Here is a 23,703-nt window from a genome sequence, read left to right on the forward strand (position 1 = left end):
TGGCTCACTTTGGGCAACCCTACTAGAGGGGACATAAAAATGCCGACGGTTTGAGTCGGCATTCTAGCACTATTTTTTCATACTGACTTGATGCTTAGGCACGTTTTGTTTGTTCAATTGCCGCATCATTTTCTTCACGAAGTACGCGGCGTAAAATTTTACCCACATTACTCTTTGGTAAATCTTCCCTAAACTCAATCAACTTAGGCACTTTATAGCCAGTCAAATGTTTACGGCAATGGGCAATGATTTCATCTTTGGTTAAGCTCGGATCACGCTTAACCACATAAATCTTGACGATTTCACCAGACACTTCATGAGGCTGGCCGATAGCGGCCACTTCTAATACTTTGCCATGCAGTGCAACCACATCTTCAATCTCATTAGGATAGACGTTGAATCCAGAGACTAAAATCATGTCTTTTTTGCGATCGACAATATAGACCATTCCTTGCTCATCAAACTTGACGATATCGCCTGTAGAGAGCCAACCATCGGCATCAATCACTTCTTTCGTCGCTTCCGGTCTTTGCCAATAACCTTGCATCACTTGTGGGCCACGCACTTGCAACTCACCGACTTGATCATAAGCCAACACTTTGCCTTCATCATCAACGATACGCACTTCGGTTGAAGGAACGGGTAAACCAATTGCTCCCGAATAATCACTTAAATCATAAGGATTACCTGTCACCAATGGCGCACATTCAGTCAAACCGTAACCTTCAAGCAGGTGGATACCCGTCACTTTTTTCCACTGATCGGCCACCGCGCGCTGTACCGCCATGCCACCACCAACAGAAAGCTTAAGATTTTTGAAATCAAGTTCATGGAAATCTTCGTTGTTGACCAACGCATTAAACAGCGTATTCACCCCCGTAATGGCAGTAAATGGGTACTTTTGCAACTCTTTAACAAAGCCTGGAATATCGCGTGGATTAGTAATCAATAGGTTACGCCCACCCATTTCGACGAACAGTAAACAGTTTACGGTCAGTGCAAATACGTGATAAAGCGGTAATGCCGTCACAACCAGTTCGCGGCCTTCGGCCAATACTGGGCCATATGCTCCTTTTGCTTGGAGCACATTCGCAATCATGTTGCGGTGGGTCAGAATTGCCCCTTTTGCCACACCGGTTGTACCACCGGTATATTGTAAAAATGCAATGTCGTCGCCAGACATAAAAGGCTTCACATACTGTAAACGGCGACCTTTGTGCAACGCCTTACGCATGGAAATGGCACCTGGTAAGTCATATTTTGGCACCATCCCTTTCACATATTTCACAACAAAATCAACCAACGTCCCTTTTGCTCTAGGTAACATCTGTCCAAGGCTGGTCAATACCACATGTTTTACCGAGGTATTTTCAACAATTTGCTCTAAGGTATTGGCAAAATTCGAGACGATGACGATCGCCTTTGCATCGGCGTCATTCAGTTGATGTTCAAGCTCTCGCGGGGTGTACAACGGGTTAACATTCACCGCAATCAACCCGGCTCGTAATACGCCAAATAACGCGACCGGATACTGCAATAGGTTAGGCATCATTAAGGCGACACGATCACCTTTTTTCAGCTTCAGCTCATTTTGCAAATAGGCGGCAAATGCTCGGCTGCGCTCTTCCAGTTTACGAAAAGTCATGACCGAACCCATATTCATAAAGGCTGGTTGATCGGCATATTTATGAACCGATTGCTCAAACATTTCGACCAAAGAGAGGTACTGATCAGGGTTGATGAATTCAGGTACATCAGTTGGATAGCGTGAAAGCCAAGGTTTCTCCACGGTAATACTCCTCGTTATTGGCGGCTGCTCTACGGCGATATTTTTATGTGCGCTATTACAGCACAGCCAAAGCGCTTGAGCACGAAACACTCAAACACTTGTTTAAATTTTGTTAACTAAGCCAAAAATTAGTTCGGCGACTTGCGAAGGTTGCTCAAGATGGCAATGATGACCACCAGAAATAGTGAACATCTCTTGCCGATCATCGGCGAAATAGCCTCGAGCGGCTCGTAACTCAGAAAAACCGTGTGTACCGAGAATCACACGTTGTGGGCATTGGATGTGCGCCATTATGTGCTGAGCATGCTCATACGACATGCGATACAAGGAATCGCTGTTTAACTGTGGGTCATGACGCCAATACCACTCGTCATTGCGCCGCTCAACCCCTCGAATAACGATGGGTTGGATCAAGGCTGCTTCTAACTGGTTGACTTCGGCTCGGCGAGCAACAGCGTATTCTAAGTTAGGTAACCTACGACGAGGCTTACGCCGAATCCGCTGGCGGCTGAGTACGCCATTGCGCAGCCTGGCCACACTCTCTAGTGGCGATTCAGCCAATGGAGCCATTCCTTCGATTTGAACTAATCCTGCGACTTGCTCAGGAAAGGCGGCACTATAGCAACTTGCGATTAAAGCACCAAGGGAATGCCCTACGATCACTAACCTGTTTGGCGATAAGTTGAGCAAAAATGAGTAAATATCATCAATATAGTCATGAAATGGGTAAAAATGACCGTCGGCTTTATGGCTTGAAAGGCCATGTCCCGGTAAATCGATTGCGCAAAGGTGTAACTGTGGATTAAGGTGACTTAACGCTTTGATAACGGTAAGAAAACTGGATGAATTGTCTAACCAACCATGCAAAAAAACGACCGATAAGTCGGCCGTTTGTGCGTTTCCCAACTCTTGAGTCGCAATCATTCCTTGCGCAAGAGAGTACTGTTTTTGTTGCATCGCTATTTCACTTCTTGTACCACGCGCCCTTCACGAGCACCAATGTACATTTGACGACAATATAAGCTGTGGCAAGGGTACATATAAGTACCGAGATCATTCACGACCACTCTTTCTTCAACTCGCCACAAATGTAGCCCTTTTACGGCCATGGTTGGGAAAGTGTATTCAAACTCACCCACTTTGGCTTTTTCTGGAGCAAGGCTGGTTCCCACTAGCGTCACCAAACGATCTTTCGCATAAGCCACTGGGTCAACAAACCCGTCAACATAGCCAACAAAACGCCCTTGCGGTTCGCGGTCGATATCCGGTCGGCCTGATGAGCTAATTGGCAAATTGACTATTTCAATCCGTGTTTTATCCGCCAAATTAGTCACACTGGCGATGACGCCGCCCAGCCGGACTTCATCTTGCTCATTGGTTGGCGTATTGACCCAAGTGGCGTAATCGGTGATCACGGCATCACTACTGGCACGAAGATCATCCGGTAAGCTTGAGCATGCACCAAGCAACAATGTGGACGATAACAGCAGTAGCGTTTTAGAAGTGGAAAAAGATCGCATCATAATGACCTTGTTGGATTAGATGTAGATATCGACTCCAAGCAGTTGAGCAAGTTCCTCTTTTTTTGCTTGGTTCATCACGTCCATGTACTCTTCCATCGCCTTTCTTGATCGGCCTTCAGGAAGATCGTATTCCAGATTAGCCCGATGAATCTCTGATGGATCGACATGACGAATTGAATGAGAAACAGCATTCGCCACCTTAGTAGGTTGGCCTACTCCGGTTTTGGCATCGCCTTTCTTTACCCCATTGTTCTTATTTGCGCGATTAGCCCTATTGCTACCGGGCACTATCGCAGGAGGTAAACCATTAATTGAAACCATACTGTTCCTATTCAATTAGAGCAAGACGAATGCAACGCCTTGCCTTTCACTGATTATTCTCGGCCCGGTAACTTCTTCCAAGCCACGTTATCACGCAGGTAAACAGGGCTCGACTCTTCCACTGTTAGCGTGTTTCCTTTGGCAAACTCATACTGAGCAAGAAACACCATATCCTGTGCATCTGGGTACAATACTTCCCCCATTTGACACGAGATAGGCAACGTATCTAACTCTTCTTTATAAGCCGCCCAACCCGTTCCAGCGCAGCCCCAAGTGATGCTGTCAGCTTTGATTTGCTCAGCAAGAGTATTAGGAGCAATGACGCACTCTGCATCTATCTCTTGCCAAGAGCCATCTTCTTGACGTGTATAACGACCCCAGTAAATCTCACTCATTCTGGCGTCAATTGCACACGCCACCTGCTGGTAACCCTGTAAACGATAGCTGCCTTGCGCCATCGCTGCCAGGGTCGAAATACCTATCATAGGTAAATCAGCGCCGAATGCTAAACCTTGTGCAATTCCAATGCCAATCCGTACTCCGGTAAAACTGCCCGGACCACGGCCAAAGGCTAGTGCGTCTAGTTCCTGTAAGGTGATGCCCGCTTCTTTGAGGACGGAATCCACCATGGGTAGAATTTTCTTGGTGTGATCGCGAGGGGCAACTTCACTGCGAACGTACAGTTTGCCGTTCATCATTAAAGCAACAGAACAGTTCTCTGTTGCTGTGTCTAAGGCAAGGATCTTTGCGCTCATTACTGTCTCTAATTGTTGTTAATAGTTACGGGTGTCGTGACTGAAATTTGACTTAAGAAATCTTTTACTTTGTCCAAATCCCGCGTACGTGGAATGGGCGGTAAACTGGCAAGAAATAGCCCACCGTAGTCACGGGTGACTAAACGGTTATCACAAATGATCAGTACACCTTTGTCATGTTTATCGCGGATCAAACGCCCGACCCCTTGTTTCAAGGTGATGACGGCATCGGGTAGTTGTACTTGCGCAAATGGATCTCCACCGCGCATTCGGCAATCTTCAATTCGCGCTTTCAACAACGGATCATCCGGTGCGGTAAATGGAAGTTTGTCGATAATAACACAGCTTAATGCGTCACCTCTAACATCTATCCCTTCCCAAAACGCCCCTGTCGCGACCAATAAGGCATTACCTAATTCCATAAATTCGGCCAACGTTTTTTGTTTACTCGTCTCCCCTTGCATCAGCACTGGCACGGTTAACACTTCTCGAAAACGTTCACCTAACTCGCGCATCATGCTGTGGGAAGTACACAAAAAGAAACAGCGGCCTTGGTTTTGCTCAATCACTGGCGACAAAATACGCACCAATTTATCGGCAAGGCCTGGGCTATTGGGTTCAGGTAAATAGCGTGGTACACACAGCCGCGCCTGCTGCTGATAGTCAAACGGGCTTGGCAATGAAAACTGAGCTTGGGGCTTTAGTCCTAAACGCTGAGTGAAATGGCTAAAATCGTCGTTTACGGCCAAAGTAGCGGAGGTGAAAATCCATGCGCCCTGCTTTTGTTGCACCTGTTCGTGAAATTTATCGGCCACCGAAAGTGGGGTGATGTGTAAACTAAAATGACGCGGCGTGGTGTCATACCAATAGGAATAACCAGTAATAGAGACATCACACACTCGATCAATTCGTCCTTTGATTAAGTTGGCGCGCTCAAATGCGGTATCCAATAACTGGCTGCGACCTAACGCGAGTTTTAACACATCGATAGCAAAATCTAAGCTGTCTCGCAAACGCGCTAATTCTCGCGAAATCGATGGTGAAGCTAACGCCTCACGCCAGTTGCCTCGAAAACTGGGTTCACCCAATACAATGCGTAAATCCATCGCTGACTGCACCAGTTTATCGCCCACTTTCTGCAATTGGCGCATATCTTTTGCTTCAGTGCGATAGCCGATTTCAATATCTTTCGCCAGCTCTTGGACTTGGCGACTGGAGACCGATTGACCAAAATATTGGCTGGCGATATCCGGTAACTGATGCGCTTCGTCGAAGATAAAGACCTCTGCTTCGGGGATCAACTCACCAAACCCGGTTTCTTTGATCGCCAGATCGGCTAGAAAAAGGTGATGGTTGACCACCACCACATCAGCGTCCATCGCCTTTTTGCGCGCTTTCGAGACAAAACAATCGACGTAACTTGGGCACTCTTTGCCAAGGCAATTGTCGTTGGTTGAGGTGATGGTTGGAATGACCGCACTGTCTTCAGGCAACTCTTCACATTCACCTAAATCACCGCTTTTGGTTTCCGATGACCAACGACGCACTTTCACTAATTGAGTCAGCAGCTGTGGATCAGATTGGTTGGTGTGGCTTTCCACCATTTGGCGGCTCAGCCTATCAAGGCACAGATAGTTTGCTCGGCCTTTTAATAGCGCGACATTGCCATAGAAACCGAGCGCATCAATCATCAAGGGTAAATCACGATGAAAAAGCTGCTCTTGTAGGTTTTTAGAACCCGTACTGATAATGACTTTTTTGCCACTGAGCAGCGCAGGCACCAGATACGCAAAGGTTTTGCCTGTACCAGTCCCTGCTTCAACCACTAATTGCGATTGTTGGGCAATCGCCTTAGCGACCGCCTCAGCCATGTCAATTTGCGCTTGTCGAGCTTGAAAACCGGCAATGGCCTTGCCTAATGCGCCTTGTGAAGAGAAGGTTTTTGCAATCATCAAAAAGTGGAGGTAAGTGTTCGTTGCGGGGCATTATGTCAGGTTTGATGAGCTGGCGCGAATCCAAGTGCAACCCGCGCCAGTTAGGTGTGTTCTATTTGCGATTGAGGTAACGAGATAACCAAGCTGGTCCTTCGTACCCATTCTCCGTTTGGGTCATTGCTTTTGCCGCCTCGGCGGGTGACGCTCGGTTCTCCCACATGTCTTCCAAAATGATTTCGTCAATTTGATGGTCTCCCATCAATGCACTCACTCTTTCCATATACAGCTTTCGTGCGAGGAGTTCTCTATCCATAAATACCGCCTTAAGACACTCTGTGAGGAAGAAATTTAGTAAAAGCCTAACGGTGAACCCGTTTATATATTGAAACCAACTTAATAATAGATTAATTATAGCCCTTATATTGCGGGGCGCCTCACCGTTCACACGCTCACGAATTAGTTTTTAGAACGAAAAAAATCATGCACGGAAGTAATTAATAATGGAAAGAAAAACACTGCTCACTCATTGTAGTGATGCGCCCGGACTTATCTCTAAAATCACGAACATTTGTTATAAACATCAACTCAATATTATTCATAATAATGAGTATGTTGATAACATCAGTGGTCACTTTTTTATGCGTACTGAATTGGAAGGCTACTTTAACGACACCACCCTTTTAGCCGACCTTGACCAAGCCTTGCCTGCACACGCAAAACGTAAACTGATTGATTCTTCGCGCAAACGCATCGTTATTTTGGTGACTAAAGAAGCACATTGCTTGGGCGATATTTTGATTAAGAATTATGATGGCAGCTTGGATGTCGATATTGCTGCAGTGATTGGCAATTACGATACGCTGCAAAATCTGACCGAAAAGTTTGATATCCCGTATCACCATGTTTCTCATGAAGGGCTAAACCGCGAGGAACATGAGCAGAAATTGTTAGAAGTGCTGGACCAATATCACGCCGACTATTTGGTCCTCGCCAAATACATGCGGGTACTCACTCCTGGTTTTGTCGATAAGTACCATCACAAAATTATTAATATTCACCACAGCTTTTTACCGGCATTCATTGGTGCAAAACCTTACCAGCAAGCATACGAGCGCGGTGTAAAAATCATTGGTGCGACGGCGCACTTTGTCACTAATGATTTAGATGAAGGCCCGATTATTAAGCAAGATGTAATCCCGGTTGATCACACATTCAGCGCGCAAAACATGGCGCAAGCTGGACGGGATGTTGAGAAAAATGTGCTGAGTAAAGCCTTGAACAAAGTCATCAACGATCACGTTTTTGTTTATGGCAACAAAACGGTCATTTTATAGCAAAGCGAAGAGTGTTCTTCACGAACATAGGAAAGACAAAAGGCGCGATTTGCGCCTTTTGTTGTTTTACGATTGCTGGCTGATCACTCCAAGTGATAGCACCACCGGCTAGCTTGGACCATAGATTATAACTTAATCGCCAGCTCTACCCCCTGACGAATCGCACGCACAGCATCAAGCTCACCAGCATAATCGGCACCACCAATCACATGCATCTTCTCACCCAATGATGCCCATTTATCTTCAAAAGGACGTACCGATTCTTGCCCGGCACAAATCACAATTTTGTCGGCGTCTAACAGCAAAGGATTACCGTCAAGCGTGATATGTAAACCGTCAGCGGCAATTTTTTCATAACCGACACCACCCAGTAGATTCACTCCACGCTTTTCTAAGGTGCGTTTATGGATCCAACCTGTGGTCTTACCGGGGCCTTTACCTACCCGTCCTTTGCGACGCTGCAATAGCCATACCGTTTTCTCACTCATACAATCGGGAAATGGGTACAAACCTCCGGGATAAGCAATCTCTTTATCGATGCCCCAATCATGCAGCCAATCATCAAGCGTATGCTCTGTCGGCTCAGTCAACATAGTGGCGACGTCGACACCAATTCCGCCAGCACCAACAATCGCGACCTTTTCGCCAACGGGTGTTTTTTCACGGATCAGCGTTTGGTAATCCACCACCTTTTCTAGGTTATCAATACCATCAATTTTTACTTTTCTCGGCTCGACACCCGACGCCATCACTACTTCATCGTACGGTTCGAGCATCTCAAAATTGACGTCAGTATCTAAATGCAGATGCACACCGGTTTGATCAATACGATTTGCAAAGTAGCGAATGGTTTCTCGAAACTCTTCTTTGCCGGGAATTTGCATCGCCAAACGGAACTGGCCACCAATGCGATCATTTTTTTCAAACAGATCAACATGATGCCCACGCTCAGCCAAGGTAGTCGCGCAAGCAAGCCCCGCCGGACCTGCGCCAATCACCGCCATTTTTTTCGGCTGAGCCGCAGGGCGAATAACTATTTCCGTTTCATAGCAGGCCCGCGGGTTAACGAGGCAACTGGCCCGTTTGCCTTTAAATACGTTATCTAAACAGGCTTGGTTACAGCCGATACACGTATTGATCAGCGCGGCTTTTCCTTGCTCGGCTTTGGCAACAAATTCTGGATCGGCAAGAAACGGACGCGCCATCGACACCATATCCGCTTGACCCGTTGCTAATATTTTTTCTGCTTCTTCTGGAGTGTTGATGCGATTACAGGTCACGACGGGCACAGAGAGATGTGGGCGGATTTTTTCCGTTACCCAAGTAAAAGCAGCACGTGGTACTTGAGTCGCTATCGTTGGAACGCGCGCTTCATGCCAACCGATGCCCGTATTGATAATGGTCACGCCAGCTTGTTCAAGTGCCTTCGCGAGCATTAAAACCTCTTCAAAAGTGCTGCCCTCTTCGACTAAATCCAGCATTGAAAGACGGAAAATGATGATGAACTCTTTACCAACCACTGCACGAATCGCTTTCACTATCTCAATGGGTAAACGGATACGATTTTCGTAACTACCGCCCCAATCGTCGTAACGCATGTTGGTACGTTTACAGATAAATTGGTTGATCAAATACCCTTCCGAGCCCATCACTTCCACACCATCGTATCCTGCAAGGTGAGCTAATTCAGCACTACTGGCAAAGGCATCAATGGTTTTTTTTATCTGACGGGCACTCATTTCACTCGGTGCAAAACGCGCAATAGGTGCTTTAATCGCCGAAGCACTTTGGGCAAAAGGGTGCATTGCGTATCGGCCTGCGTGCAGCAATTGCAAGGCGATCTTTCCACCTTGGCGATGCACTGCCTCAGTTACAACTTGGTGTGCACGCGCATGTTTTGCCTTGCTAAATTCAGCACTGAAAGGGTGAAGTCGACCGCGCAAATTAGGCGAAAACCCGCCCGTCACAATCAGCCCAACCCCACCTTTTGCACGCTCTTCATAAAAAGCGGCCAGCTTATGGAGCCCTTCCTTGTGCTCTTCTAATCCCGTGTGCATTGATCCCATCAATACACGGTTGCGTAACTGAGTAAATCCTAAATCCAAAGGCTCTAACAGATGTGGGTACATGGCGACTTCACTTTTATAATTATGCGTTATGGTCTGACCAGAATATTATTGCCCACAAAAAAAATCAAACAAGTGTTTACATTTTTGTAACACCGATCAATCTTGCGGTTGTTTGGGTATACTAGATCACGTAGGATGTAAGCCATTAATATCTCAAGGTTAATCCCTTGATTCATTTAAACACGCTTGCGAATAGCCGCAGTGGAGAAACAATGAAATCACTATTTCGATTTATCGGTTTGATATTTAAAGGTTTTTGGAAAATCATTACCTTTATTCGTTTAGCCTTAACCAACCTGTTCTTTTTGCTCAGTATTGCACTGATTTATTTCTTGTATGTGCATGCCGATTCTCCCCTGCCTACCATAGAAAAAGAGTCCGCATTAGTAATGAACTTATCGGGACCGATTGTTGAACAGAGTTCTTACATCAATCCGATGGATTCAATGACTGGTTCATTTTTTGGCAAAGACTTACCCAAAGAAAATGTATTATTTGATGTGGTAGAGACCATTCGCCATGCGAAAGACGATGCGAAAATCACAGGCCTTGTGCTCGCTCTTGGAGAAATGCCTGAAACCAACCTCACTAAGCTACGTTACATTGCTAAAGCGCTGAACGAATTTAAAGCCACGGGCAAACCCATCTACGCGGTGGGAGATTTCTATAATCAAAGCCAATATTATTTGGCAAGCTACGCCGATAAAGTCTATTTGGCACCGGACGGCGCCGTGATGCTGAAAGGCTACAGTGCCTATTCGATGTACTACAAAACTTTGCTGGAAAAGCTGGATGTCAATACGCACGTTTTCCGTGTCGGTACTTATAAATCAGCCATTGAGCCATTTATTCGTGACGATATGTCCGACGCGGCGAAAGAGTCCGCCTCTCGCTGGTTAACACAGTTGTGGGGAGCGTACGTTGATGACGTAGCGACCAACCGTAAGATTGACGGGAAAACGTTAAACCCATCAATGGATGAATTTCTGACGCAATTAAAAGCGACCGAGGGTGATCTCGCTGCTTTATCATTAAAATTAGGGTTAGTGGATGAATTGGCCACTCGCCAACAAATGCGCCTATCGCTCGCCGAAACATTTGGCAGCAATGGAGAAGATAGCTACAACGCCGTAGGCTACTACGAATATCAAGCCACCATTAGGCCACAGTTTAACGCTGATATGGACGATGTAGCCGTGATCGTGGCTAGTGGTACCATCATGGATGGAGATCACCCACGAGGCACAGTCGGTGGTGATACCACCGCCGCATTACTTCGCCAAGCGCGTAACGATGATAAAGTCAAAGCCGTCGTATTGCGTGTGGACAGCCCAGGAGGCAGCGCCTTTGCCTCCGAAGTTATTCGTAATGAAATTCAAGCGTTAAAAGACGCAGGCAAACCGGTTATCGTCTCAATGTCGAGCCTTGCAGCGTCTGGCGGTTATTGGATTTCAATGAGTGCGGATAAAATTGTCGCGCAGCCAACCACGTTAACCGGTTCAATTGGTATTTTTAGTGTCATCACCACATTCGAAAAAGGACTCAATAAATTGGGGGTTTATACCGATGGCGTAGGAACCTCACCTTTTTCTGGTGTCGGTGTCACCACAGGGCTAACAAAAGGCGTGGCCGACGCACTGCAACTGGGCATTAACCATGGTTACCAGCGTTTCATCAGTTTGGTGGGAGAGAACCGTGGCCTTTCATTGGCACAAGTCGATCAGGTCGCGCAAGGCCGCGTATGGACAGGACAAGATGCGATGGATCATGGTTTAGTCGATCAAATGGGTGACTTTGATGATGCCATTAAGCTCGCAGCACAACTGGCAAAATTAGAGACCTACAATATTTATTGGGTAGAAGAACCCCTTTCACCCGCTGAGCAGTTCTTGCAAGACATCATGAATCAAGTGCAAGTTCGCTTCGGTTTTGATGTATCAACACTAGTGCCAGCGTCGCTGCAACCTGTAGCAAAACAATGGGTGCAAGATGCCAGCTTACTCAACCATTTTAATGATCCGAAAGGGCAATATGCATTCTGCCTAAACTGCCAAGTTCAGTAGCAATATCAATCTGTAATGACTAAAAACCATTGGGGCGCTTTGTGTTGAGCGCCCCTTTTTATATTAAGTGAATACGCTATAATCCCCCGCTCTGTTCCCCTACACGAGTGATTTCTAGCTATGGCAAGAAAACATATCTATATCGCCTACACTGGCGGTACTATCGGCATGCTAAAATCCGACCATGGTTATGTCCCTATTGCGGGCTTCATGGAAAAACAACTCGCAAGTATGCCTGAATTTCAGCGCCCTGAAATGCCTGAGTTCACCATTCATGAATATGACCCTCTGATTGACTCCTCGGACATGACACCTGAAGATTGGCAACAAATCGCCAACGATATTCGAGATAATTATGACAAATACGATGGCTTTGTGATTTTACATGGTACGGATACCATGGCTTACACGGCATCGGCACTCTCTTTCATGCTGGAAAACTTGGGTAAACCCGTCATTGTGACAGGCTCACAAATTCCGTTGGCCGAATTGCGCTCTGACGGACAAGCGAATTTACTTAATGCGTTGCACATCGCCGCTAATTACCCCATCAATGAAGTGACGTTATTCTTCAATAATCAGTTGATGCGGGGTAACCGCAGTGTCAAATCACACGCCGATGGTTTTAATGCGTTTACCTCGCCGAACCTTCCTCCGCTGTTAGAAGCTGGGATCAATATTCAAATCAGCAGTAACGTTAAAGTTGGCGAACAGCCGCAAGGAGCCTTCCGAGTCCATAACATTACACCACAACCGATCGGTGTGATTACCATGTACCCTGGCATCTCTCACGAAGTGATCCGCAATACCTTATTACAGCCAGTCAACGCGATGATTTTGCTGACTTTTGGTGTGGGCAATGCACCTCAAAATGCGCAACTATTAGCGCATTTAAAAGAAGCCTCAGAACGTGGCGTGATCGTCATGAACTTAACTCAGTGCTTAGCAGGTAAAGTCAACATGGGCGGTTACGCAACTGGCTGTGCACTTGCAGAAGCAGGCGTGATCAGCGGCTACGACATGACACCCGAAGCCGCTTTAGCCAAGCTTCACTATTTACTGAGCCAGAATCTTTCTTATGAAGAAGTGAAGCAGAAAATGCAGGAAGTATTACGTGGTGAAATGAGCTTATAGCTTTAAACAACCACAATATATTTTCCCCTCATTAACAAAATCCCCAACTCAATGAATTGGGGATTTTTGTATTCTGTACAAGTCAAATAGACTCATTCGTGGTTTGGATTGACTCGAACAATATCGTCTTGTCCGTTTTGAAAGCGCTTTTTAAGCTCATTTTTTGACTTAAAACTGATTTCTCCACCAGCGGCAACTGTCATATGGTCCGCTTCTACATTATGCTTAGATTGATACAACATCACAGCTTGCATGCATGAATCTCGCTGTGTTTGTGAAAGTGGTGTACCTTCAGGCCACTTACCCGTTTCAACAGCGTGCATTAATCGCTTGTAAGCTTCGGGGGTGATGGCGTTAATGAGTTGATCGGCATCCATGGTCTATCCTTAATTAACGAATTCGTCACAAACATAACTTGCCATGATATTGAGTCAAGACAAGCCCAATAAATAAGTGTATTTGATCACAAGCTAATATTATGAATTTGATAAAAGTGCCCATGATTCTCAGCCTATCACTTCTTATAAGTGGCTGCTTTGAGAATAACAGAGATACCGACAAGCTATGTGCCGATAATCCTAATTTGCGCTGTGAAAGGCTCAATATAAATGATGGGCAATGTAGAGTTCCACGCACGGACCTCATCTGGCATCGATTTGAAGTACTTAAAAATCCAAGCGATAGCAACAAGATTAAAGAATACGGATTAGTTCAAGCTTATCGAAAATGTCTCGAGCTCGCTTCACAAATTCAAGCTATTGATCAAACGGAACTCAAACAACGTCGATTTTCAGCACTCGTCAATACAGGGAAAGATTTAGAGCAGATTGAAAAAGAGCTTCAGTCATCCAGCTCCGCGGAAACCTTATACTTTCTCTGGAGTCAGATTGGTGATAAAAGTGCACAAAGAAAATTCTTACAACGTGAAGGTAAACCCGAGCTAGATACAGCAGAAATGCAATACGCTCTCGCTACTTTTTATGTTCAACGGGATCGAGAAAAAGCAATCTATTTGCTCCATCGAACCTTAGAACTCAGCCCAAAAGGCAGTATCAACCTTGATGCTATCAAATCTCTTGCCAGTACCAACCAAATTCTCAAACAGAAAGAAAAAGCTTACATTTGGGCGATGGTAGGGAAAACATTCAATGTGCCGGTTGCTTCAGAGACAGAACTCAAATTGCTGTACGGGTTTGATCAAGAAAAATTTGATGCACTCGACGATATCGCCGAAAAAATCGTTGACGCGATCAAAAATGGACAGTTTAAACCAGAGCTCATTCCTCTCGACTTTGCCAACTAACAAAATGTAATCATAAAACAAAGAGCGGTGATAAGTTCACCGCTTTTTCACTTTTTGTTGAAAATTAACGACACTGAATTGACACAAAATCGTTCACCTGTTGTTTGAGGTCCATCAGGAAAAACATGCCCTAGATGGCTATCACACACCGCACAACGGATCTCAGTTCGAATCATTCCATGCGTTAAATCTTCAAGATAGCGGATTGCAGTATCATTGATCGGTGCATCAAAACTTGGCCAACCACACCCCGAATCATACTTATTGTTGGAGACAAATAACGGGCTGCTGCAACAGGTACACGCGTACACACCTGTGTCACGATTATGTAATAACTTGCCACTAAACGGGGCTTCTGTACCGCGTTGACGGCAAACATAAAATTCATCATCTGTTAGTCTTTCACGCCAGTATTCATCAGGCTTAACATTATTATCAATCTTCGATTTCACTTACAAAACTTCCCTTCTTCTCAATATTGCACTGGTACTTTTTATGTCAAAAACTTGCATACTCCACTCTTTGTAGCACATACTTTCTCACCATGAAATGGTAGGTATGTAATTTCTAACTGCCTTAGAAGGCTAAAGTATTTTACGCCAACTGAAAGTAAACAGAAGCGGTATAAAGTTTAAAATTTAATCACTTACGATTAATTGTGAAAAAAAGCGTCGCTTTTTTTTGACTTTAAACAAGTTAAGTCCGATTATCTGTTGCAGACATTTACTGGATTCTGTAATTTTACTACCAGTTATCTTTAATCAGAAATTAAGTTGTGGAGCAACTATAATGACTATCAAAGTAGGTATTAACGGTTTTGGCCGTATCGGTCGTTTCGTATTCCGTGCAGCGCAAGAGCGCAACGACATCGAAGTTGTAGGTATTAACGACCTTATCGACGTAGATTATATGGCATACATGTTAAAGTATGACTCAACTCATGGCCGTTTCAACGGTACTGTTGAAGTTGAAGCTGGCAACCTAGTTGTAAACGGCAAAACTGTACGTGTAACAGCTGAGCGTAACCCAGAAGATCTAAAATGGGATGCAATCGGTGTTGACGTGGTTGCTGAAGCAACAGGTCTATTCCTAGACGATGCAACCGCTCGTAAGCACATCACTGCTGGCGCGAAAAAAGTTGTTCTAACTGGTCCTTCAAAAGACGCGACTCCAATGTTCGTAATGGGTGTTAACCACGCTTCTTACGCTGGCCAAGACATCGTTTCTAACGCTTCTTGTACTACAAACTGCCTAGCACCTATCGCTAAAGTTCTTAACGACAAGTGGGGCATCGAGTCTGGTCTTATGACTACTGTTCACGCAACTACAGCGACTCAAAAAACTGTAGATGGTCCTTCTGCGAAAGACTGGCGTGGTGGTCGTGGTGCTTCTCAAAACATCATCCCATCTTCAACTGGCGCAGCTAAAGCGGTTGGCGTTGTAATCCCAGAACTAAACGGCAAACTGACTGGTATGGCTTTCCGCGTACCTACAGCGAACGTTTCTGTAGTTGACCTAACTGTTAACCTACAAAACCCAGCATCTTACGCAGAAATTTGTGCTGAAATGAAGCGCGCTTCTGAAAACGAATTCGCTGGCGTTCTAGGCTACACTGAAGATGCAGTTGTTTCTCAAGACTTCATCGGCGAAATCAACACATCTGTATTCGATGCTAAAGCTGGTATCGCACTGACTGACAAATTCGTTAAAGTTGTATCTTGGTACGACAACGAAATCGGTTACTCAAACAAAGTTCTAGACCTAATCGCTCACGTTTCTAAATAATCGTAGTGTTTAGCGAAGAAATTCGTTGAGAACAAAAAGGCGGCCATTGTGTCGCCTTTTTAGTATCTGTCCCTTTCATTAATGGGACTGCGTTAGACAATCCGAGCCGTTCCTTACTTATTTATCCGGTAGGAATGGTATGAGGTATCGAATTTATGGATCTGCAATCTCTCCCTACCCTGACTTATCTTTCTGACAACGTCACCATCGTTGAGAAAGAGGGCGTTAAAATTGTTCGCGTTATTCATGACAAAGCGACCGCCGGAATTACACTGCATGGCGGCCATGTCATCTCATTCACTCCTAAAGGACAAGATGAGCTCATTTGGATGAGTGACACGGCCATTTTTGACGGTAAAGCCGCTCTAAGAGGCGGGATCCCTGTTTGTTGGCCATGGTTTGGCCGTATTGCTGCACCAGCCCATGGTTTCGCACGCACCAGTGAATGGGCATTGATTGAACATAGAGAAAACGAGCAGGGCGTCATTATCGTGCTAGGGCTCGACCATTCGCCCCAAACACTGGCTATTTGGCCATTTCAATTCCAAACTCGTCTTTATGTTGAAATTGGTGACAAGTTAAAAGTCACTTTAGAAACGACCAATACGGATGAGAAAGCATGGACGTTTTCTGCAGCGCTGCACAGCTACCTCAAGGTTGGTAATATTACCCAGACCACTACTACAGGTATGGGCGTTGAATATATAGACAGCTTACAAGATGCAAAAATGTGTCAAGGTGGTTCAACACTGGTCCTCACCGATACGATTGATCGCGTCTATACCGCGCCTGAAGCACAAATTCAGGTCCAAGATCCTGTTTTGAATCGTACGTTAGTGGTTGAAAACACTGGACACAACTCTGCCGTCTTGTGGAACCCATGGGCTCAAGGCGCTCAATCAATGGCAGATATGCCTGACGATGGTTATCAAACGATGCTGTGTGTTGAATCTACACTGCATGCCCCTTGCTTGTCCGCAGGAAAAACCTTGCAACCAGGTGAAAGCCATCAGCTCGTCACGACGGTTTTTTCCAACTAAGTTTTTTTGGCGAATTTTCCGTCATCATACTCATGCTGAGGACAGTGAAATCACGCTGTCCTTTTTATTTCTAGCCGCAGACGCTAAACTGGCGCCTTTGTTTTTCAAGCGAGATCTTCATGGCGTATCTGTGCCCCCTTTGCCAGCAACCTCTGTTGCAACAGCAGCAAATATTGAAATGTGAAAATAATCATCAATTTGATATAGCCAAAGAGGGCTACGTCAATTTGATGCCTGCACATCATAAACGCTCAAAAGATCCGGGTGATAATAAAGAGATGATGCAAGCTCGTCGCCGTTTTCTTGAAGGTGGACATTACGATCTGATGCGTCAGACGGTCGCTCAGTTGTGCAGTAAGTATCTGCAAGATTCTTCTTATCAGTTTTTAGACATCGGCTGCGGCGAAGGTTACTACACCCAATTTGTCGCTCAAACGCTTGCACAACACTCGACACAATCGGTCACCTATGGGTTAGATATCTCTAAAATCGCCGTCCGTTATGCAGCAAAGCGCTACCCTATGGTCAACTTTGTCGTTGCCTCCAGCCACCGCTTGCCCTTTGACGATGTTTCCCTAGCCGGTATATTACGAATTTATGCGCCCTGTAAAGCACAAGAGCTTTACCGCTGCATTCAAAAGCAAGGAGTGGTGATTACCGTTACACCCGCGGCAAGGCACCTCTATCAGTTAAAAGAAGGGATCTATCCTAATGTTCAACTGCATGATGAAACCGCAGAAGAGATAGCTGGGTTTACATTAGTAGAGCAACAAAAACTGCACTACACCATGGCATTAAGCGGTAACGATGCTTTTGATTTATTACAGATGACGCCGTTTGCATGGCGGGCCAGTGATGAGCTAAGAGCGCAATTAAAGCAAGCTGAGCAATTTAATTGTGAGGCCGATTTTATGATCAGCGTTTATCGCAAAGTTAGTTGATAATAATTCTCATTATATTGCAAATCCACAGTGTCTCCATTATTATGCCAAATTCAAAATGGAGACACTCATGCGCTTAGTTACTTCTCTGGCTCTACTATTACCACTTTTTGGCTGTGCTTCGCACCAGCCGAAGCCCATTGCTCACTTTTATGACTACCAATTATCTACCCCTAGCGGCAAACCATTGAATCTCAATTCGCTGCCGAATGAGATAAAAAATGCCGATATCATTTTAGTCGGTGAGTGGCATACACACCCAGCCATTCATCGCTTCCAAACCGAGCTATTGGCACAACTCAGCCGCGAAAACACCCATGTAGCCTTGTCTATGGAACAATTTTCACGCGATGAACAAGAGATACTGAACCGCTATCTAGCAGGAGAAATCGGCGAACAATACCTTATTTCTCAGACCAGAGCGTGGCCAAACTACCAAAGTGACTACCGCCCACTGGTTGAATTTGCAAAATCACAGCAGTTGGATGTCATTGCCGCTAATGCGCCTAAACCTTTCGTACGTTGTATCGGCAAAGTAGGGATCAAATACCTTGATAAATTAACGCCAGTAGAGCGGGCTCAGGTTGCACACCAAATTGACACCTCAACCTCTCCCTACAAAGCGAAGTTCATGGAATCAATGCACCACGGTTCAAAAGAGCAAACTGAAAAACAGTACGCAGCTCAGGTCGCTTGGGATGAAACAATGGCAGAAAGCATGGTGGATTATTTACAAAACCACCCGACAGCTCAGGTGATGCACATCGCAGGTAAGTTCCACACCGAGCAGGGTTTAGGCACGGCGCATTCTATCCTTCGTCGAAATCCTGATTTAAAGGTTGCCATCATCACGCCCGTAGAGGATACCCAGGCATCGTATCCTGATTTCCAACTCACTGTACTGCCAATTCCCACCGCCTATGTTCAAGCAGAGCATCGCATGCAAGCCTATCAACAGATAAAGAATCGCAACACAGATCTCACTTGCGACTAATTAGCGGCGAATAACGGGCCTGCTTATTCTTTTCATATAAAGTAGGCGCGTTTTTTGCTTGTACATACTTCATACAAATTGCGAATTTTTTGCACAAGTTTTTCATAAATCTGTCGATACATTAACTGATGGCATTTATAGGAGAGAAGTATGACACCGGTAGGGACAAGCTCAGCGCAACTGCATTCACTCCAGCAAGTTAAAGCTCAAGCAAATTCTACAGCGGCATCCCCCCCCTCTGCCCCGCTCAAAGTGGAGCAGAATACCGTCACTTTGTCTGATGAAGGCAAAGCCTTGCTCGCAGCGCTGCAACAACTCGACAAAGAGAGTAAGTTAGAAAACAAAGAGAAAACCGTGACAGGCAAAGTGGAGTCATTTGCTCATGGTGCTTTGGGGTTAGATCATCCAGATAAAAAACCAGAAGAAGACGATAGCTCCTATTCCGCAGGGAAATATTTTTCCGCCGCAGCAACAGTAGGAGGTTTGTTACTGCTTCTCTAGTCTTTTAGATTTCTATTGGATATTAATTGCGGTTTGGATGGTTGATGATGTGGTCCTCCCAGTCGATAACATCAATCTCATAAACGACTTTGTTGCGAACACTTTCTTGCGCGGCGTGCATCGCCTCTTTGGAGCCGGTAATCAAAGGATGCCATTGCGGCAATGTTTTGCCTTCTGACAGTACACGATAGGCGCACGTATCCGGCAACCAATTAAATTCATCAATTTTATCACGCGTCAGTTTTAAGCACTCCTCACCAGAATTGAAGCGGTTTGGATAATCCTTGCATGAGCAGGTATCGCTGTTTAACCAACTGCAAGCGACATTGGTGTAATAGACCTCATCACTATCTTCATCCATTAACTTGTGTAAGCAACACTTACCGCATCCATCACAAAGCGACTCCCACTCCGATTCCGTCATTTGTTCTAATTTCTTATTTTGCCAGAATGGTGTGTTCATGAGTCTCTATCTTACTTAACGAATGGGGTGCGTGTTATACCTCCACACCAACCAAAGTTCAAGGATAAAAACGGCTTGTTAATTTAGGAAGCTATTGCTGTACACTTCGGTCACATCTGCTAGGATCGTCACCCTTTTCTTTTTACTGGTACTCAATTATGGAATGCAGACTTGGTTGTGGTGCGTGTTGTATCGCCCCTAGTATTTCTTCCTCCATCCCGGGTATGGAGCAAGGAAAGCCAGCAGGTGTACGTTGCATTCAACTTAATGACGCTAATTTGTGCAAGTTATTTGGTAAGCCTGAACGTCCAAAAGTATGCCACGAATTTAAGCCTTGCCCGATGGTCTGTGGCAACACGAACCAAGAAGCTTTGAGCAACATTACCGAACTCGAAAAAATCACTTGATGGCACTGCTTTGTTTGCCATTAATTAATGGCGTCACTCAAAATTGCCCCAGCAGCTAGGGCAATGATTCGAAAGGTGCTACAGCTTTTGTCTGCCAAGCAAAGAATGTGATAGCGTCGTGCCATCAACAAGCTCAAGCTCACCGCCAACAGGCACACCATGAGCAATACGGCTCGCAGAGACTTGATGGGCGCGACATAATTCCGCAATGTAGTGCGCGGTCGCTTCCCCTTCAACGGTTGGGTTAGTGGCAAGAATGACTTCGGCAATGCCACCACGTTGCAAACGGTAATCCAGCGTATCTAAACCAATATCACTCGGGCCGATACCATCTAAAGGTGATAAGTGCCCCATCAGAACAAAATAACGTCCAGAATATTGGCCTGTAGCTTCAATGGCCGCAATATCAGCAGGGCTTTCGACTACACAGAGTTGGCCGTTATCCTGCCGCTTAGGGTTGCTACAAATATGACAAGTTTCTTCTTCAGTGAAAGTTCGACATTCACTGCAATGTCCAATTTCTGTCATGGCTTGGCTTAAAGCATCGGCGAGCTGTAAGCCGCCTTTTCTATCGCGCTGTAACAAATGAAAGGCCATACGCTGTGCTGACTTGGGACCCACCCCAGGCAGACAACGTAAGGCCTCCATCAAATGCTCCAGCATATGACTGGTACGCATTAGTAACCTATTCTGTTTGTTAAAAAGGTCGTTCGTTAAAACGGCATCTTCATACCTGGTGGTAATTGCATACCGCCAGTGACAGAAGCCATTTTTTCTTTTTGAGTCTCTTCCACGCGGCGCGCAGCATCATTGAAAGCGGCGGCAATCAGATCTTCTAGCATCTCTTTGTCGTCTTCCATCAAGCTTTCATCAATCTCTACACGGCGTACGCTGTGGCTACCAGTAATGGTCACTTTTACCAGACCAGCACCAGACTCACCAACCACTTCCATATTCGCAATTTCTTCTTGTAGCTTTTGCATGCGCTCTTGCATTTGTTGGGCTTGCTTCATTAGGTTGCCCATACCGCCTTTACCAAACATGTTTATCTCTCTGGTTGAATTGAGTGTTTCACATAAGGTGGGGTCATAACATATAGATTCAACCCCACACTCGCTTAATTGATTAAATCGGCCGCACACTGTCGCGATCAAGTTCCGCATCAAAACGTCGCTTGAAGAACATTACGTGAGGGTCGGCCTCCAAGCTGTTCAATGCTTGCTCTAATTTGAGTTGGTAAAGACGCTCTCTAAGCTCCAATGGAGTCTCACCTTGCTCACCAATTGTCACGCTAAGGTGGCACTCTTCAGCTAATGTCTCATTGAGCGCTTCTAACAACTCGCTTTGTGCTTTATCGGTATTAAGATGGGCCTGACTTGGCCGCAGCACTAGCTCAATTGATGAGCCCGATTTGTGGTAGACAGAATTAAGTGCTAATTGTTCCACTAACTTGGCAATATCGAGCTGGTGGATCAGAGCTGCCCATTCATCTTGTTCTATCGATTCTGCAAGTAACTTTTCTGCCATCTCTGGCGTTTTAATATGTTCTAGCGCTTGCTTAATTTGTGTCGGTGTCAGCTCTGTTTTTTGTTGTTCAACCACCACAGGTTGCAGCGTTGGACGCCACTGATAAGGCTCGTTGTCCAAAGTTGGGACAGCTTCAGGAGCGGATGTTGACAAAGGCGACACTCGAGCTGATTTTCCATGCGAGGCAACACGCTCAAGCACAGATTCAGATTTAGTCGATGCCGCATTAGGCTTTTTTGTCCCGTTGCTCTTTGTTTCATTCACTCCTTTTGCTGGCTGAGCAACCCCTTGGCGCTGTGAACGCAACTGGTGTCGCAGCCCTGCAATCGGTGAGGGACGTGGAGCTGAAGAAGGTGCTGGTGGTTGAGGAACTGGTGCAGGCTCATACGATTCTGGGGCATATTCCATTGCACTGGACATGTCATCATTCATATCCGCATAGCGGTTATCGTAATCTTGAACGATGCCATAATCAGGCTGAGTATCCTCATGCCTTTGTGGCTCATTAACCTGACTATCCGATACGGGAGCCACCGACGTTTGCGTAGGTTCAGTTAGAGGCGTTACCACTGATACAGGTTTTTGTGAAGGAGTGCCGTGGCTTGGCACTGCGACATCTGAACTCACTTCAGTACTGAACGTATTCACCAACGATACCGAAGCAGGACGAAACGCCATCATACGTAGCACAATCATTTCCAGCCCCGTTCGAGCGGTTGGCGAAAGTGCTAAATCTTCACGTCCTTTTAAAGCAATTTGATAATAGAGCTGCACATCTTGTGGGCTCAGTGCTTTGCTAAGCAGTTGCACTTTCTCTGAGTCAGGTTGGGTTTTGTCCAGTGTTGCTGGCAACGCTTGATACATCGCAATACGGTGTAACTGCGCCGAGAGTTGTTGTAGTAATCCATCCCAATCCACACCATTTTGTGCTAAATGTGCAACGCTATCCATCGCCGTTTGAGGCTGTTTACTGCTAATGGCTTGCAGTAAATGGAGTGCTTGATCTGTGTCTAGCGTGCCAAGCATTGGGGCGACTACATCGGCCATCACCTGGTTATTACCTAGTGCAATCGCTTGATCAGTTAAGCTAAGTGCATCACGCATACTGCCATCGGCAGCATGAGCGATCATTCTTAATGCTCTCGCTTCACAAGGGATCTGCTCTGCCGCTAAAACATGCTCAAGCTGATCGTGGATATTTTCAACACTGATCGGCTTAAGATGAAACTGTAAGCAGCGCGATAAAATCGTAACCGGCAGCTTTTGCGGATCTGTCGTAGCGAGCAAGAATTTCACATACTCAGGCGGCTCTTCCAACGTTTTAAGCAAAGCGTTAAAACTGTGGCGCGACAGCATGTGAACTTCATCGATTAAGTACACCTTGAATCGACCGCGAGCAGGCTTGTATTGCACGTTATCAAGTAATTCGCGCGTATCTTCGACTTTGGTTCGTGATGCCGCATCTATTTCTAAAAGATCAACAAAACGGCCTTGGTCAATCTCTCGACAAGTATCACATTGGCCACAAGGTGTGGCCGTAATACCTGTTTCACAGTTTAACCCCTTGGCAAACAAGCGACCAATCGTCGTCTTGCCTACACCACGTGTACCGCTGAATAAATACGCATGGTGCAATCTATTTTGGGCCAACGCATTTTCTAGTGCAGTTAAGACATGTGCTTGTCCCACCACCTCATTAAATTTTGTTGGTCGCCATTTTCGCGCTAAGGCAAGATAACTCATGAGTACGTCCAGTTGAT

At 45.7% G+C, this 23,703-nt stretch carries 24 protein-coding genes; 10 read left to right on the forward strand and 14 right to left on the reverse strand.

Translation table 11 applies throughout. The features are described 5' to 3' along the window. Positions 1-94: 94 nt before the first annotated feature. The 7 genes from fadD to AACQ42_RS10025 all read right to left on the reverse strand — a co-directional run bounded on the left by fadD (position 95) and on the right by AACQ42_RS10025 (position 6,635). The gene (gene fadD, locus AACQ42_RS09995) at positions 95-1,789 is read right to left on the reverse strand and encodes a long-chain-fatty-acid--CoA ligase FadD (protein WP_026028639.1); all 1,695 of its coding nucleotides are present in this window, start codon (positions 1,787-1,789) and stop codon (positions 95-97) included. 102 nt (positions 1,790-1,891) lie between these two features. After that, positions 1,892-2,746: an alpha/beta fold hydrolase gene (locus AACQ42_RS10000; RefSeq protein WP_017044576.1), complete on the reverse strand. Its 855-nt coding sequence runs from the start codon at positions 2,744-2,746 to the stop codon at positions 1,892-1,894. A 2-nt stretch (positions 2,747-2,748) separates the two neighbouring features. Further along, positions 2,749-3,312, reverse strand: a complete 564-nt coding sequence (locus tag AACQ42_RS10005; RefSeq protein ID WP_017047796.1) for a Slp family lipoprotein — start codon at positions 3,310-3,312, stop codon at positions 2,749-2,751. Between the two features lie 15 nt (positions 3,313-3,327). Further along, complete coding sequence (locus AACQ42_RS10010; protein WP_026028052.1) at positions 3,328-3,633, reverse strand: hypothetical protein; 306 nt, start codon at positions 3,631-3,633, stop codon at positions 3,328-3,330. 53 nt (positions 3,634-3,686) lie between these two features. Continuing rightward, a complete protein-coding gene (gene tsaB / locus AACQ42_RS10015) occupies positions 3,687-4,388 on the reverse strand; it encodes a tRNA (adenosine(37)-N6)-threonylcarbamoyltransferase complex dimerization subunit type 1 TsaB (RefSeq protein WP_017047797.1) in 702 nt (233 codons plus the stop codon). 8 nt (positions 4,389-4,396) lie between these two features. Beyond that, complete coding sequence (locus AACQ42_RS10020) at positions 4,397-6,340, reverse strand: ATP-dependent DNA helicase (RefSeq protein WP_038148369.1); 1,944 nt, start codon at positions 6,338-6,340, stop codon at positions 4,397-4,399. A 94-nt stretch (positions 6,341-6,434) separates the two neighbouring features. Further along, positions 6,435-6,635: a hypothetical protein gene (locus tag AACQ42_RS10025; protein ID WP_013857222.1), complete on the reverse strand. Its 201-nt coding sequence runs from the start codon at positions 6,633-6,635 to the stop codon at positions 6,435-6,437. A 187-nt stretch (positions 6,636-6,822) separates the two neighbouring features. Between AACQ42_RS10025 and purU the strand changes: the two genes are divergently transcribed. Beyond that, a complete protein-coding gene (gene purU, locus AACQ42_RS10030) occupies positions 6,823-7,656 on the forward strand; it encodes a formyltetrahydrofolate deformylase (protein ID WP_010317194.1) in 834 nt (277 codons plus the stop codon). 125 nt (positions 7,657-7,781) lie between these two features. On the opposite strand, the gene AACQ42_RS10035 is transcribed toward purU, so the two are convergent. Continuing rightward, positions 7,782-9,785 carry an NADPH-dependent 2,4-dienoyl-CoA reductase gene (locus tag AACQ42_RS10035; protein WP_094165714.1) on the reverse strand — a complete coding sequence of 668 codons (2,004 nt, stop codon included), beginning with the start codon at positions 9,783-9,785 and terminating at the stop codon, positions 7,782-7,784. 212 nt (positions 9,786-9,997) lie between these two features. Between AACQ42_RS10035 and sppA the strand changes: the two genes are divergently transcribed. Together sppA and ansA are read left to right on the forward strand one after the other, a co-directional pair. After that, positions 9,998-11,848, forward strand: a complete 1,851-nt coding sequence (gene sppA, locus AACQ42_RS10040) for a signal peptide peptidase SppA (RefSeq protein ID WP_094165715.1) — start codon at positions 9,998-10,000, stop codon at positions 11,846-11,848. Positions 11,849-11,968: 120 nt separating this feature from the next. After that, positions 11,969-12,982, forward strand: a complete 1,014-nt coding sequence (gene ansA, locus AACQ42_RS10045; RefSeq protein ID WP_017044568.1) for an asparaginase — start codon at positions 11,969-11,971, stop codon at positions 12,980-12,982. Between the two features lie 92 nt (positions 12,983-13,074). Here ansA and AACQ42_RS10050 read toward each other — a convergent pair whose 3' ends face one another. Beyond that, positions 13,075-13,359 carry a YeaC family protein gene (locus tag AACQ42_RS10050; protein WP_013857226.1) on the reverse strand — a complete coding sequence of 95 codons (285 nt, stop codon included), beginning with the start codon at positions 13,357-13,359 and terminating at the stop codon, positions 13,075-13,077. Between the two features lie 101 nt (positions 13,360-13,460). Here AACQ42_RS10050 and AACQ42_RS10055 point away from each other — a divergent pair, with 101 nt between their 5' ends. After that, a complete protein-coding gene (locus AACQ42_RS10055; protein ID WP_013857227.1) occupies positions 13,461-14,285 on the forward strand; it encodes a DUF2989 domain-containing protein in 825 nt (274 codons plus the stop codon). Between the two features lie 47 nt (positions 14,286-14,332). Here AACQ42_RS10055 and msrB read toward each other — a convergent pair whose 3' ends face one another. Continuing rightward, positions 14,333-14,737, reverse strand: coding sequence for a peptide-methionine (R)-S-oxide reductase MsrB (gene msrB / locus AACQ42_RS10060; RefSeq protein WP_094163341.1), 405 nt, complete (start codon positions 14,735-14,737; stop codon positions 14,333-14,335). Between the two features lie 337 nt (positions 14,738-15,074). Here msrB and gap point away from each other — a divergent pair, with 337 nt between their 5' ends. The 5 genes from gap to AACQ42_RS10085 all read left to right on the forward strand — a co-directional run bounded on the left by gap (position 15,075) and on the right by AACQ42_RS10085 (position 19,546). Beyond that, on the forward strand, positions 15,075-16,070 hold the full coding sequence (gap, locus tag AACQ42_RS10065; RefSeq protein ID WP_010317219.1) for a type I glyceraldehyde-3-phosphate dehydrogenase: 996 nt from the start codon (positions 15,075-15,077) through the stop codon (positions 16,068-16,070). A gap of 155 nt (positions 16,071-16,225) precedes the next feature. Further along, complete coding sequence (locus AACQ42_RS10070; protein ID WP_094125885.1) at positions 16,226-17,110, forward strand: D-hexose-6-phosphate mutarotase; 885 nt, start codon at positions 16,226-16,228, stop codon at positions 17,108-17,110. Between the two features lie 119 nt (positions 17,111-17,229). Continuing rightward, positions 17,230-18,051, forward strand: a complete 822-nt coding sequence (rlmA, locus tag AACQ42_RS10075) for a 23S rRNA (guanine(745)-N(1))-methyltransferase (RefSeq protein WP_094165716.1) — start codon at positions 17,230-17,232, stop codon at positions 18,049-18,051. Positions 18,052-18,121: 70 nt separating this feature from the next. Continuing rightward, on the forward strand, positions 18,122-19,045 hold the full coding sequence (locus tag AACQ42_RS10080) for a ChaN family lipoprotein (protein WP_217898842.1): 924 nt from the start codon (positions 18,122-18,124) through the stop codon (positions 19,043-19,045). Positions 19,046-19,195: 150 nt separating this feature from the next. After that, positions 19,196-19,546, forward strand: a complete 351-nt coding sequence (locus tag AACQ42_RS10085) for a hypothetical protein (protein ID WP_017044563.1) — start codon at positions 19,196-19,198, stop codon at positions 19,544-19,546. A 22-nt stretch (positions 19,547-19,568) separates the two neighbouring features. Here AACQ42_RS10085 and AACQ42_RS10090 read toward each other — a convergent pair whose 3' ends face one another. Then, positions 19,569-20,009 (reverse strand): YcgN family cysteine cluster protein, encoded by a 441-nt coding sequence (locus tag AACQ42_RS10090; protein WP_017047805.1) that lies wholly within the window; start codon positions 20,007-20,009, stop codon positions 19,569-19,571. Between the two features lie 158 nt (positions 20,010-20,167). Between AACQ42_RS10090 and AACQ42_RS10095 the strand changes: the two genes are divergently transcribed. Then, a complete protein-coding gene (locus tag AACQ42_RS10095; RefSeq protein WP_013857235.1) occupies positions 20,168-20,416 on the forward strand; it encodes a YkgJ family cysteine cluster protein in 249 nt (82 codons plus the stop codon). Between the two features lie 78 nt (positions 20,417-20,494). Here the strand turns inward: AACQ42_RS10095 and recR are convergent, their stop codons facing one another. From recR to dnaX, 3 genes are all read right to left on the reverse strand, one after another. Beyond that, a complete protein-coding gene (gene recR, locus AACQ42_RS10100) occupies positions 20,495-21,094 on the reverse strand; it encodes a recombination mediator RecR (RefSeq protein ID WP_013857236.1) in 600 nt (199 codons plus the stop codon). Positions 21,095-21,129: 35 nt separating this feature from the next. After that, positions 21,130-21,459: a YbaB/EbfC family nucleoid-associated protein gene (locus tag AACQ42_RS10105; protein ID WP_013857237.1), complete on the reverse strand. Its 330-nt coding sequence runs from the start codon at positions 21,457-21,459 to the stop codon at positions 21,130-21,132. A gap of 82 nt (positions 21,460-21,541) precedes the next feature. Continuing rightward, positions 21,542-23,686 carry a DNA polymerase III subunit gamma/tau gene (gene dnaX, locus AACQ42_RS10110; RefSeq protein ID WP_094165717.1) on the reverse strand — a complete coding sequence of 715 codons (2,145 nt, stop codon included), beginning with the start codon at positions 23,684-23,686 and terminating at the stop codon, positions 21,542-21,544. Between the last annotated feature and the right edge of the window lie 17 nt (positions 23,687-23,703).

This window comes from Vibrio sp. V12_P9A6T4, from assembly GCF_963874835.1.
Classification (GTDB): domain Bacteria; phylum Pseudomonadota; class Gammaproteobacteria; order Enterobacterales; family Vibrionaceae; genus Vibrio; species Vibrio anguillarum.

Bases quoted from the DNA above. Each gene is read 5' to 3' on its own strand.
- AACQ42_RS10000 (WP_017044576.1), bottom strand. From the start codon at position 2,746: ATGCAACAAAAACAGTACTCTCTTGCGCAAGGAATGATTGCGACTCAA.
- AACQ42_RS10005 (WP_017047796.1), bottom strand. From the start codon at position 3,312: ATGATGCGATCTTTTTCCACTTCTAAAACGCTACTGCTGTTATCGTCC.
- AACQ42_RS10010 (WP_026028052.1), bottom strand. From the start codon at position 3,633: ATGGTTTCAATTAATGGTTTACCTCCTGCGATAGTGCCCGGTAGCAAT.
- tsaB (WP_017047797.1), bottom strand. From the start codon at position 4,388: ATGAGCGCAAAGATCCTTGCCTTAGACACAGCAACAGAGAACTGTTCT.
- AACQ42_RS10020 (WP_038148369.1), bottom strand. From the start codon at position 6,340: ATGATTGCAAAAACCTTCTCTTCACAAGGCGCATTAGGCAAGGCCATT.
- AACQ42_RS10025 (WP_013857222.1), bottom strand. From the start codon at position 6,635: ATGGATAGAGAACTCCTCGCACGAAAGCTGTATATGGAAAGAGTGAGT.
- purU (WP_010317194.1), top strand. From the start codon at position 6,823: ATGGAAAGAAAAACACTGCTCACTCATTGTAGTGATGCGCCCGGACTT.
- AACQ42_RS10035 (WP_094165714.1), bottom strand. From the start codon at position 9,785: ATGTACCCACATCTGTTAGAGCCTTTGGATTTAGGATTTACTCAGTTA.
- sppA (WP_094165715.1), top strand. From the start codon at position 9,998: ATGAAATCACTATTTCGATTTATCGGTTTGATATTTAAAGGTTTTTGG.
- ansA (WP_017044568.1), top strand. From the start codon at position 11,969: ATGGCAAGAAAACATATCTATATCGCCTACACTGGCGGTACTATCGGC.
- AACQ42_RS10050 (WP_013857226.1), bottom strand. From the start codon at position 13,359: ATGGATGCCGATCAACTCATTAACGCCATCACCCCCGAAGCTTACAAG.
- AACQ42_RS10055 (WP_013857227.1), top strand. From the start codon at position 13,461: ATGAATTTGATAAAAGTGCCCATGATTCTCAGCCTATCACTTCTTATA.
- gap (WP_010317219.1), top strand. From the start codon at position 15,075: ATGACTATCAAAGTAGGTATTAACGGTTTTGGCCGTATCGGTCGTTTC.
- AACQ42_RS10070 (WP_094125885.1), top strand. From the start codon at position 16,226: ATGGATCTGCAATCTCTCCCTACCCTGACTTATCTTTCTGACAACGTC.
- rlmA (WP_094165716.1), top strand. From the start codon at position 17,230: ATGGCGTATCTGTGCCCCCTTTGCCAGCAACCTCTGTTGCAACAGCAG.
- AACQ42_RS10080 (WP_217898842.1), top strand. From the start codon at position 18,122: ATGCGCTTAGTTACTTCTCTGGCTCTACTATTACCACTTTTTGGCTGT.
- AACQ42_RS10085 (WP_017044563.1), top strand. From the start codon at position 19,196: ATGACACCGGTAGGGACAAGCTCAGCGCAACTGCATTCACTCCAGCAA.
- AACQ42_RS10090 (WP_017047805.1), bottom strand. From the start codon at position 20,009: ATGAACACACCATTCTGGCAAAATAAGAAATTAGAACAAATGACGGAA.
- AACQ42_RS10095 (WP_013857235.1), top strand. From the start codon at position 20,168: ATGGAATGCAGACTTGGTTGTGGTGCGTGTTGTATCGCCCCTAGTATT.
- recR (WP_013857236.1), bottom strand. From the start codon at position 21,094: ATGCGTACCAGTCATATGCTGGAGCATTTGATGGAGGCCTTACGTTGT.
- AACQ42_RS10105 (WP_013857237.1), bottom strand. From the start codon at position 21,459: ATGTTTGGTAAAGGCGGTATGGGCAACCTAATGAAGCAAGCCCAACAA.
- dnaX (WP_094165717.1), bottom strand. From the start codon at position 23,686: ATGAGTTATCTTGCCTTAGCGCGAAAATGGCGACCAACAAAATTTAAT.